Source organism: Flavobacterium gelidilacus DSM 15343, assembly GCF_000422685.1.
Taxonomy (GTDB): Bacteria; Bacteroidota; Bacteroidia; order Flavobacteriales; family Flavobacteriaceae; genus Flavobacterium; species Flavobacterium gelidilacus.
In genome coordinates, this window is sequence record NZ_AUGN01000004.1 from 57,664 (window position 1) to 69,163 (window position 11,500).

The window sequence follows — 11,500 nt, forward strand, 5'->3', positions numbered from 1 at the left end:
AAAAGTACAAATTTTTGTTAAATAAAAAGTTTGGCACGGCAATTGAATAAGTATTAAAATCGTTAATCAATTAAAAATAAATATCATGAAAAAAATTACTCTTATTTTAGCTTTTATCGGAATGATAACACTAAACAGTTGTACCGTTAATGATACACCACCAGCACAAGTTCAGCAAATAAATAACACTTACGTAAGTGAAGTTTTTGAAGTAACTACTTCTTTTGGACCAAATAATGATTTTAGTAAGTTGGTTACATTTAATCCAGCTATATATAATTCAGATACAGTTTTAGTTTACCATTTATATGATGTTGTTAACGGATCTGATGTTTGGAGAATAATGCCTCAAACCTATTATTTCGATGGCGGAGTAGAATTAGATTACAATTATGATTTTACAAGATATGATGTTAATCTTTTTTTAGATTCAAATGCTAACTTAGGTAGTTTTTCAACTGCTTGGACACAAAATCAAACATTTAGATTAGTAGTTGTTCCTGGCTCATTTAAAATGGCAAATAAAGTTGATTACTCAGATTACAACGCTACAATAGAAATGTTAGGTTATAAAGAATCAAAAATTAAAAAGTTAGATTAAAAAATTAAAAATAGTTTGTTAGTTTGGTTAGATTAGTTTGTTTTTAAAAGAGGTTGCTGAAAAGTAGCCTCTTTTTTATTTTTCATGTTTATCTCTGTATAAAGAATAGGCTATTCCTGCTAATAATGAAAAGGCAATAAAACCTAAGGAAGCCCATTCTGGTAATTCAATATAATCGTGAGCTAACATTTTAATTCCAACAAACGTTAAAATTGCAATTAAACTATATTCAAGGTAACTGAATTTTTCTAACATATTAGCCAAAAAGAAATACATAGAACGTAAGCCTAAAATTGCAAAAATATTAGAACTAAAAACTAAAAAGCCATCAGAAGTAATGGCTAAAATTGCAGGAACACTATCCATAGCAAAAAGAACATCCATTAATTCAATTACAATAAGCGCAACAAATAAAGGGGTAGCAAATAAAATTTTACGTTTTCTAACAAAAAAGTGTTCTCCTTCCATGTGCATGGTGATTGGCATCACCTTTCTCAAACCTTTAAAAACAAATGATTTTTTGGGATTAAAAACTTCTTCATCTTCTTTTTTAAACAACATTTTTGCAGCTGTAAAAATTAAAAATACACCAAAAACATAAACCATCCAACTGAATTTATTGATTAACATTACACCAAAGTAAATCATTAAACCTCTAAAAATTATTGCACCAAGAATTCCCCAAAACAAAACTCTATGTTGATATTTCTGTGGGATTTTAAACGATGAAAATATAACAGCAATAACAAATATATTATCAACACTCAGCGAAAGTTCAATCAAATAACCTGTTATGAACTTCATGGAAGCTAATGTGGGTGTTATATTTGAAGGGTTTTCGATAAAACCATTGGAGTAAATCCAATAAATTACACCTGAAAATAAAAAGGATATAATGACCCAAATTCCTGTCCAAATTCCTGCTTCTTTAGAGCTTATTATATGCGGAGTTTTGTTAAAAACCCCTAAGTCTAAGGCCAAGAAAAATAGTATTGACGCAATAAAAATAATCCAAACTATCATAATTTCTACCAATTTAAGTTACAAATATAATGGATTACTTCTTTATTATTGAATTATCAATATTTTATTACTATTTTAATTTAACCCTAAAATTTTAGGGGCAAAAATATTTTTATTTGATTATTTGCTTATATTTGCATCTAAATAACAGGGTATAACTTAAATTTTCAATAATTATGTCAACAATTCGTTTTAGAGCACTTGAAAAAGCTAATTCAAGAACACCAGTAAATGTAGAAGAATTAGATAAAAAATCAGTCATTTTTGGAAGCAATGTTTTTAATGATAAAACTATGCGTCAGTTTTTAACTTCTGAAGGTTATAAAGCTGTAAAAAGTGCTGTACAACACGGAACAAAGATTGACAGAAAGTTAGCAGATTATATTGCATTAGGGATGAAAGAATGGGCGCTTTCTAAAGGAGTGACTCATTATACACACTGGTTTCAACCCTTAACAGGTGGAACAGCTGAAAAACATGATGCGTTCTTCGAAACATCTTTTGATGGTTCTGATCCTGTTGAAAAATTTGGTGGAGATCAATTGGTACAACAAGAGCCAGACGCTTCTTCTTTTCCAAATGGAGGAATTAGAAACACATTTGAAGCAAGAGGTTATACAGCTTGGGATCCAACATCGCCAGCATTTATTTATGGAACTACACTTTGTGTACCAACAGTTTTCGTTGCTTACACAGGAGAATCTTTAGATAACAAAGCTCCATTATTAAGAGCATTAAATGCAATTGATGATGCTGCAACAGAAGTAGCAAAGTATTTCGATAAAAACGTTAAAAAAGTAACACCAACTTTAGGTTGGGAACAAGAATATTTCCTTGTTGATAGAGCATTGGCTAACTCACGTCCTGATATTATGGCGACAGGTAGAACTTTATTAGGTCACACTGCAGCAAAAGGACAACAATTAGATGATCACTATTTCGGTTCAATTCCAACTCGTGTATTAAATTATATGAGAGATTTAGAAAACGAATGTATGCTTTTAGGAATTCCAGTTAAAACTAGACATAATGAAGTAGCTCCAAGTCAGTTTGAATTAGCTCCAATTTTTGAAGAAACTAATTTAGCGGTGGACCATAATTCATTATTAATGGATGTAATGCAAAAAGTTGCAGAACGTCATGAATATAAAGTTTTATTTCATGAAAAACCATACAAAGGAGTTAATGGATCAGGGAAACACAATAACTGGTCTTTAGCTACTGATACTGGAATTAATTTATTAGCTCCAGGAAAAACGCCAATGAGTAATCTTCAGTTCTTGACTTTCTTTATCAACACAATTAAGGCAGTTCACGATAATGAAGAATTATTAAGAGCTGCAATTGCTTCTGCAAGTAATGATCATAGATTAGGAGCTAATGAAGCACCACCAGCAATTATTTCGGTTTTTATTGGTGCTCAGTTGACAAAGGTTTTAGCAGAATTAGAAGGTGTAACTAATGGAAAACTTTCTCCAGAAGAAAAAACTGATTTAAAATTAAATGTTGTTGGAAAAATTCCAGATGTATTGTTAGATAATACTGATAGAAACAGAACATCACCATTTGCTTTTACAGGAAATAAATTTGAATTTAGAGCCGTTGGTTCAACTGCAAATTGTGCTACTTCGATGACTACATTGAATGCAATGGTTGCAAGACAACTTATGGATTTCAAAAAAGAAGTTGATTCTTTAATCAAGAAAAAAGATTTAAAGAAAGACGAAGCTATTTTTAATGTGTTGAGAGAATATATTAAAGGTACTAAAAAAATCCTTTTTGAAGGAGATGGGTATAGTGAAGCTTGGGAAATTGAAGCAAAAAAACGTGGATTAAGCAATCATAAAACAACACCAGAAGCATTAAAAGCTAAAGTTTCAAAAAAAGCAATGGATTTATTTGAAGGATTAAACATAATGAACCATGTTGAGGTTGAATCACGTTACGAAATTGAATTAGAAGAATATACTAAGAAAATTCAAATTGAAGGTAGAGTTCTAGGAGATATTGCTCGTAATCATGTAATTCCTACAGCTATTAAATACCAAAATACTTTAATAGAAAATGTTAGAGGTTTAAAAGAAATTTTCGGAAAAGAGTATGAAAAAGTAGCCAAAGAGCAAATTTCAATGATTAAGGAGATTTCTGGACATATTGAAGGAATTAATATAAATGTTGAAAAAATGATTGATGAGCGTAAGGAAGCAAACAATTTAACTGACATTGAAAAAATGGCTGCTGCTTATTGTGATAAAGTAAAACCTTATTTTGAAATCATTAGAGAACACGCAGATAAATTAGAATTAATGGTTGATGATGAAATGTGGACATTAACAAAATATAGAGAGCTGTTATTTTCAAAATAGTTCATACTTAAGTTAACAAAAGGGTTTATTCTTTATAGAGTAAACCCTTTTTTATGTTTAAATAGTTTTTTAACTATTTATTTTACAATTAATACATTTTTTAGAGTATCTTTTTAATAAAAAAATAACATTTTAACGATTGTTTTACTTGTTTCATCGAAAATTTAGAGGTTTTAGCTAAAATAAATTTGGTAGTCTGAAAAATTATTTTAAATTTGAACTCAATGAGCGAAAGTTATGTTTCTAACCTAAACTATTTATTAATAGTAGAGCATAACGAAAATTATACTTTTGTATAATTATGTAATTGTGTATCCCTGCAAGTACAAGATGTTTTTTTTTATTGAAGAAAAATAATTCTTTTAAATTTTAAAAGTTTTTTCAGCCCCAAATATTGAAATTGTAACCAATTAAATATTTATATTATGAAAAACTTAATTTTAAGTGTGGCCTTTCTAGTGGCTACGGGAACTGCATTTGCCCAAGGCAACGTAAGTAGTGTTTCTCAAGATGGTACAACCAACCAGTCTAATGTGTTGCAAGTCGGTATGACTAACAATTCTGTTGTGAATCAATTAGGTTCTAACTCAGCTATTAGTGGAGAATCAAACGATTCCGATGTTAATCAAAACGGTGTTTCTAATGATTCGGATGTTAAACAAGATGGAGATTTTAATGAAGCGGATGTTATTCAATTAGGAGATAACAACGATGCTACAATCGATCAAGGTGTTGGTTTTGCAGAAAGCAATGAAGCTATTACTACACAAACAGGTGATGGTAATACTTCTACTCAAAAACAACGTTTTGACAACAATTATGCAACTACTACTCAAACAGGAGATGGTAACACTGCTATTCAAGATCAAAGTTCAGGACCAAACTCTTCACCTGGAAATTTAGCTTATATCACTCAATTAGGAGATGATAACATGGCTGACCAAAAACAAGTTGGTAGCTTAAATGATGCAATGATTTCTCAAGTAGGGACTAATCATTACGCAATTCAACGTCAAAACGGAAATAGTAATGATGCAAATGCTTACCAAGGTGATACTGACAACTGGTCAAGTCAAAAACAAACTGGAGATGGAAATTATGCTTTAGTTTACCAAAACGACATTAGTAGTGGCGGATTTAATGTTGCAGAACAAATCCAAACTGGTGACACTAATTATGCAGTTATTGATCAAGGTTTAGGTTCAGTTACATCAAATAATGATGCATGGCAAAAACAAGTTGGTGATGACAACTATGCGTATGCAATTCAAAGAGGTGACAGTAATGTTTCTAGACAAAACCAACTTGGTGATGATAACAGTTCAAGTCATGATCAAAATGGTGATGATAACTATGCAAGATCAGTACAAACTGGTGATATGAATGGTTCTACTATCAATCAATTAGGTGACTTAAATGTTGCTAATACTTTCCAAACAGGTCAATTACATATGAGTACTGTAGGACAAATTGGTAATGGAAACGTTTCAACAGTTACACAATCTAACTAATTTTTAATACAAGATGAGATAGTTCTCTTTAGATGAACTATCTCATCTATATTATTTAAAAAACCATATCATGAAATCAAAAATATACATAGTATTATTTGCAATCATTTTTACACAAGTTGGTTTTTCTCAAGAAAAAGATACTAATGGTGACTTTAAACAATATAGTTCTTCACTTTTTGAATCTGAACAAAACTCATTATTTGTAGTTTCTACTATGACGGATAAATTAAATCAAGTTCAATTAAACCAAAATAAAGTTAATATTCAACAAATTGGAGCTTATAATGTAATAAATGCTACTGTCAATTCAGATAATTCAAATCTATTTATGACACAAAATGGTAACAATAATTCAATTGATTTAATTAAAGACACACCAGAATTAAACCAAAGTATTTCACAAACAGGAAATGGAAATACAATTAGCGATTTAACGTATTACACCAATTATAAAGTAAATATGGAATTAAATCAAAATGGAAATAATCAAAATATTCAAAATATTGGCACAAACTCATTGTCAAGAGAAATGAAGATTTCTCAAACGGGAAATGGTACTTCAATAATTATAATTAATCAATAAAATGAAAAAATCAACTACATATTCAATGCTTTTTGTTTTTTTACTTTTAGTGAATTTTACTTTTTATGGTCAAAATAAAGAAGTAGATGTAAAAGCAAAAATCGTTCTTGAAGAAGTAGAAGGAAATATTAAAATTACAGGTACTGCTGAAAATTTAACGGACATTATTCAAAGTATGACTTATAAATTATCAGTTATTAAAAAAAACATCAAATCAGAAAATCGTTCTACAAATAATCAAGAGGGAGTTTTTACTCTTGAAGCCAATCAAAACAAAAACCTTTCCACAACACAAATTAATAGAACTAGTCAAGATGAAATAATAGTTCTGTTGCTTTTTTATGATGAAAACAACCAAATTGTTAGTAAAGATAGAGTCATAATTAGCGACGAAAAAAAAAAGGATAAAGTAATCATTTTAGATGATGGCATTGAATTATCAGGAATAGTAACTGATGAAACAAAAACCAAAATGGGAAAAGATTTTTATGATAATTTTTATTATTTGTATAGAGATTATAATTTAAATGCAAAGCAAATTGTCAAAATAAATGAAGAATTAAGTTTTGGAAGAAATACCAAAATTATAATTATGGTTGAAAATAACGTTGTGTTTGAATTCTTAGCAAGGCCAGATGAAGAATTTTTAGAAGCAATGGCAAAAACGGCATTATATGAAACCTATCAGTTTTTAAAAAAATTAGAAAACGAAAAAAAATACATTACCCAATATTAAATAAAAGCCTAAAATCATGAAGTTTTCAATTCTACTTTTAACAGTTTTTTTTTCATTTTCAATGAGTGCCCAAGATTTGGTTTATAAGCCAAAAAACCCTGCATTTGGTGGTGATACTTTCAATTATCAATGGCTGTTAAGTTCAGCTGAATCTCAAAATAAATTAAAGGACGATGGGATTGAAACGGATAAAAAAACAGAATTAGAAAAATTTATAGATAATTTAAATTCTCAACTTTTAAATCAAGTTTCAAGATCATTATTTGCAGAGCAATTTGGAAATGATGGCATCTCAGAAGGAACATATACTTTTGGAAGCTTATCAATAGATGTTTATCCGTCAGATGGTGGATTAACCATAAGTATTTTAGATACTACTACCGGTGAACAAACACAAGTAATTATCCCAAATCCGTAAATTTATTTATGAAAAGACTTTACTATTTTTTTTTCGCCATTTATTTTTTATATGGTTGCAGTGCTTATTATAATCAACCTACAGGGATTGAAAGAGCCATTATTGGTGAAAGTACACCTGCAACATCATTGTTGAAAAATTTACCTAAACCTAAAGAACCTGTTGTCATAGGGATTTATAAGTTTAGAGATCAAACAGGACAATATAAAGCTTCAGAAGTTGGAAGTACTTTTAGTACAGCCGTTACGCAAGGAGCAACTTCCATTTTAATTAAAGCCTTAGAAGATTCAAAATGGTTTATTCCAATTGAACGCGAAAATATTGGTAACCTATTGCAAGAGCGAAACCTTATTCGTTCTACAAGACAAGAATATTCAAAAAACACAAATGAACCTCAATTAACACCACTATTATACGCGGGAGTTTTACTTGAAGGTGGAATTGTATCTTACGACTCAAATATAATTACGGGTGGATTTGGTGCAAGATACTTTGGTGCAGGTGGTTCTACAAAATACAGACAAGATAGAGTAACCATTTACCTCAGAATGATTTCAACTTCCAATGGGAAAATATTGAAATCCGTTTATGTTTCTAAGACACTTTTTTCTCAAGCTATTGATCAAAGTTTTTTTAGATATGTAAAATTCAAAAGACTTTTAGAAGTCGAAACAGGATATACAACAAATGAACCTGTACAAATGGCAGTTACAGAAGCTATTGAAAAAGCTGTTGAATCTTTAGTTTTAGAAGGTATAAAAGATAAAATTTGGTTTGCTGATGCACCTCAAGCTGAAATCGACGAATTGATAAAAAACTACGAAATAGCAGAATCTGTAGCCGATTCATCAGCAATATATAATAGAAAATTAACTAAAAGAAGATCTGATTTTGCAATGGAGTTTTCAGGAGGAGCAACAAGAATTCAAGGAGATTATCCCAACCCACTTTTTAGGCCTTTTATTAAAGGAAGTTTGAAGTATTTTTTTACTGAAAGTGTAAATCTATCTCTATCTGCTGGTTGGAATAAATTCGATAATAAAAACCGAAAAAGTTTTGAATATTTAACCTTTGATGCTAATACCGAAATTTTATTTTTACCTAAAGACAAGTTAACACCTTTTGTTTTTGGAGGTTTAGGTTTCGCAACTACTAAAACTTCAGATTACACACATTTTAAATTTCAATATGGTCTTGGTTTAGAGTATTTAGTTACAGATAACTTTGGGTTTAGAATTTTTGGAGAACATAATTTAACTTTTAGTGATGAAGTAGATTTTTTAGTTGCAGGAAAAAGAGATGATTATTATTACCGATTTGGAACTGGACTAACCTATTATTTTAAATAGCATTTAATATAAAGAAACATGAAAAATAGTTATATAAAATTGAGCTTATTTTTTTTACTACTTCTCTTTTCTTGTAGTGAAGATAGCATTGAAGAAATTCAGTTTGGAACTGTTTCTGGTAGAGTCGTTGAATCTGGTACTTTTGAGCCTATTCCAAATGTAAAAGTATTTTCTAGTCCAAATTCTAGTATTATTTTTACGGATGAAGACGGAAATTTCAGCATGATAGATGTTCCTGTGGGAGATTATTCTTATCAAGCTAAAAAAGATGGGTACATAACCAAGTTTGAAGCAGCAACAATTACAAATGGTGCCAATACCGAATTAGTGTTTGAATTAGAACTATCAACAAGCGACAATAAACCACCTAATGCACCAGTTTTGGTTAGTCCTGTTGATAATGCTATAAATCAAAGCATTCAAGTTAATTTGAGTTGGACAGCTACAGATCCAGAAGATGATACTTTGGAGTTTCAAGTCATATTAAAAAATGATGCAAATACTAACGAAGTAGTCTATTCAAATATTTCGGATACAACCTTTCAATTAACAAATCTCGTTTATGGAGTGAAATATTTTTGGCAAGTAACAGCTTCAGACGGAATTAATGAATTAGTCTATAGTACTGTAAGGTCATTTACAACTACTAATTTCCCAACAACTCGTTATTTATATGTAAAGAAAATTGGCCAAAATAATGTAATTTTCACTAGTGATGATGACGGAAATGAAATTCAATTGACCGATTCAGCAACCAATAGTTGGAGACCTAGAAAAAATAACCAATCTAATAAAATAGCTTTCATTCGTTCTAATGGAGCACAAAACCATATTTACACCATGAACCCAGATGGAACAGGTGTATTTAAGGTTACAAATTCTGTACCTATTGCTGGTTTTAATTCCGATTACGTTAATTTCTCTTGGAATACTAATGGAAGTCAACTTATCTATCCTAATTTTGATAGACTTTATAGAATTGGAAATAATGGAAGTGGACTTACCCAACTATTTCAAACACCAACCAACAAATTAATTTCTGAATGTGATTGGAGTTTTGACGGAACAAAAATTGCCTTAAAAACCAATAATCTTAATGGGTATAGTGCAGAAATTTATATCATCAGTTCTGGCGGTATATTTTTAACACAAGTAATTACACCTGTTTCTGGAGCAGTTGGTGGATTAGACTTTTCTGTTTCAGGACAAAAATTACTTTTTACTAGAGATATTTCTGGTTTTGAAAATGCTAATTATAGACAATTAGATACTCGAATATTTCAACACGTTTTTTCTACAGGTACTACTTCAGAATTGCTAACGCAAAAACCACCAGGAACAGTAGATTTAGATGTTAGATATTCTCCTAATGAAGCTGAAGTTATTTTTGTAAACACATCTAATGACTTTTTGAGTACACGTTATATTCAAAAATATCAGATAGGAACAATTGATTCAAGAGAGACTCTTTTTATAGGAACAACTATGCCTGACTGGGAATAGATTTTCATTATCGAATATACTAAAGGATAACTTTAAACGTTTTTATTTAAATTATTTATTCCATTCGCAATACTAATTAGAAGTAAAATAAAACTAATGTTAGATTCAATATTTTTACACTCAATAATTAATTATGGCAAGTTTTTTTATGTAATAAAATTGTCGTTACTTAGTTTTCTTAACTTAAAACCTTAAAATGAAGTCTTTCTTATCCATTTTTCTTTTCTTTTTTATAGCGAATACTTTTGCTCAAGAACAATTTGCCGTTTATTTTAATAGCGATAAATTCGAATTAACTAAAACAGAAAACAAGAAGCTAAACGACTGGATGAAACTTCATGCCAAAGACAAAATTGTTGCCATAAACGGCTATACCGATGAAGATGGAACTAGTGGTTACAATGACACATTATCCAAAAAAAGAGTAAAGCACATTTTTGAGATTATTAAAGAAAAAGTTCCGTTCAGAGAAGATTTTGAAAGCAGAAGTTATGGAGAGAATTTTAACCAATCAAAAAACAAAGCTGAAAATAGAAAAGTAACTATTTACTATATAGAAGAAAAAGATTTAGCACGTGAAAACGAAATATTAGGTATAGAAGAAGAAGTTGAAATTATCGTTGACTCTACTTTTGTGCTAGATGAAATTATAGGAGATGATGCTCCTTTGGAAGAGCGCATTGCTAAAACTAAAGAAGGTAAAACATTAATCTTAAAAGACATTAATTTTTATCACAATACGTTTGGAGTTATGAATGAGTCTAGACCGATTTTATATGATTTATTTAGAATTATGGAAAATAATCCAAGATTAGAAATTCAAATTCAAGGTCATGTTTGCTGCAATGCAGATGTGACCGATTCTCGTTCAATTATGTTATCAAGAGAAAGAGCAAAAGCCATTAAACAATTTTTAGTATATCAAGGGATTAGAGCCGTTAGAGTTAGTTTTCAAGGGTTTGGGAGTTCTATGCCTTTGTATCCAATTCCGGAACAGAATGAAGAGGAACGTGTTGCCAATAGAAGAGTTGAGATTTTGATTGTGAAGAAATAGTTTTTTTGGATTTTCGGATTTTCAGATATTGGATTTTCGGAAATATAGTTCATATAAATAGATATAATTTTTCAACCTTGTAAAGCTGAACTTGCTTGTGCTGAATTTATTTAAGTGACTCAGCTTCTTTTTTTTAAACCACTTAGAATTATAGATTTTGTTTGTGTTGAATAGTCGTTTTGCTTTTCATAGTTTAAATAGTTGTATTGTTTATCTAAGTATTTATTGACTTATTGAGTAAAATCAGTGTAAATCCGTTACATCTGTGTCATCTGCGTTCTAATTTCTTTGATTTCTTAAATCAGTGTTCCAAAATCTAAACATCCGAACATCCGAAAATCTCTTTTCATTAG

10 protein-coding genes are annotated in these 11,500 nt (G+C 29.9%); 9 read left to right on the forward strand and 1 reads right to left on the reverse strand.

Annotated features, from left to right (window positions below):
• Nucleotides 1-85: 85 nt before the first annotated feature.
• Entirely contained in the window at nt 86-601 is a 516-nt protein-coding gene (locus G507_RS0103040; protein ID WP_026716104.1) for a hypothetical protein, read from the forward strand.
• Nucleotides 602-676: 75 nt separating this feature from the next.
• On the opposite strand, the gene G507_RS0103045 is transcribed toward G507_RS0103040, so the two are convergent.
• Nucleotides 677-1,624 (reverse strand): TerC family protein, encoded by a 948-nt coding sequence (locus G507_RS0103045; protein ID WP_026716105.1) that lies wholly within the window; start codon nt 1,622-1,624, stop codon nt 677-679.
• Nucleotides 1,625-1,800: 176 nt separating this feature from the next.
• Here G507_RS0103045 and G507_RS0103050 point away from each other — a divergent pair, with 176 nt between their 5' ends.
• The 8 genes from G507_RS0103050 (at nt 1,801) to G507_RS0103090 (ending at nt 11,147) form a co-directional block, all read left to right on the forward strand.
• The gene (locus G507_RS0103050; protein ID WP_026716106.1) at nt 1,801-3,990 is read left to right on the forward strand and encodes a glutamine synthetase III family protein; all 2,190 of its coding nucleotides are present in this window, start codon (nt 1,801-1,803) and stop codon (nt 3,988-3,990) included.
• 425 nt (nt 3,991-4,415) lie between these two features.
• The gene (locus tag G507_RS0103055; protein ID WP_026716107.1) at nt 4,416-5,501 is read left to right on the forward strand and encodes a hypothetical protein; all 1,086 of its coding nucleotides are present in this window, start codon (nt 4,416-4,418) and stop codon (nt 5,499-5,501) included.
• Nucleotides 5,502-5,571: 70 nt separating this feature from the next.
• Nucleotides 5,572-6,087 carry a hypothetical protein gene (locus tag G507_RS0103060; RefSeq protein WP_026716108.1) on the forward strand — a complete coding sequence of 172 codons (516 nt, stop codon included), beginning with the start codon at nt 5,572-5,574 and terminating at the stop codon, nt 6,085-6,087.
• Nucleotide 6,088: 1 nt separating this feature from the next.
• Nucleotides 6,089-6,823: a curli production assembly/transport protein CsgE gene (locus G507_RS17845; RefSeq protein WP_245575592.1), complete on the forward strand. Its 735-nt coding sequence runs from the start codon at nt 6,089-6,091 to the stop codon at nt 6,821-6,823.
• Nucleotides 6,824-6,839: 16 nt separating this feature from the next.
• The gene (locus G507_RS0103075) at nt 6,840-7,241 is read left to right on the forward strand and encodes a curli production assembly/transport component CsgF (RefSeq protein WP_026716109.1); all 402 of its coding nucleotides are present in this window, start codon (nt 6,840-6,842) and stop codon (nt 7,239-7,241) included.
• An 8-nt stretch (nt 7,242-7,249) separates the two neighbouring features.
• Complete coding sequence (locus G507_RS0103080) at nt 7,250-8,590, forward strand: CsgG/HfaB family protein (protein WP_026716110.1); 1,341 nt, start codon at nt 7,250-7,252, stop codon at nt 8,588-8,590.
• An 18-nt stretch (nt 8,591-8,608) separates the two neighbouring features.
• Nucleotides 8,609-10,093 (forward strand): carboxypeptidase regulatory-like domain-containing protein, encoded by a 1,485-nt coding sequence (locus G507_RS0103085; protein ID WP_026716111.1) that lies wholly within the window; start codon nt 8,609-8,611, stop codon nt 10,091-10,093.
• Between the two features lie 196 nt (nt 10,094-10,289).
• Nucleotides 10,290-11,147 carry an OmpA family protein gene (locus tag G507_RS0103090; protein ID WP_035665556.1) on the forward strand — a complete coding sequence of 286 codons (858 nt, stop codon included), beginning with the start codon at nt 10,290-10,292 and terminating at the stop codon, nt 11,145-11,147.
• Nucleotides 11,148-11,500: the final 353 nt, after the last annotated feature.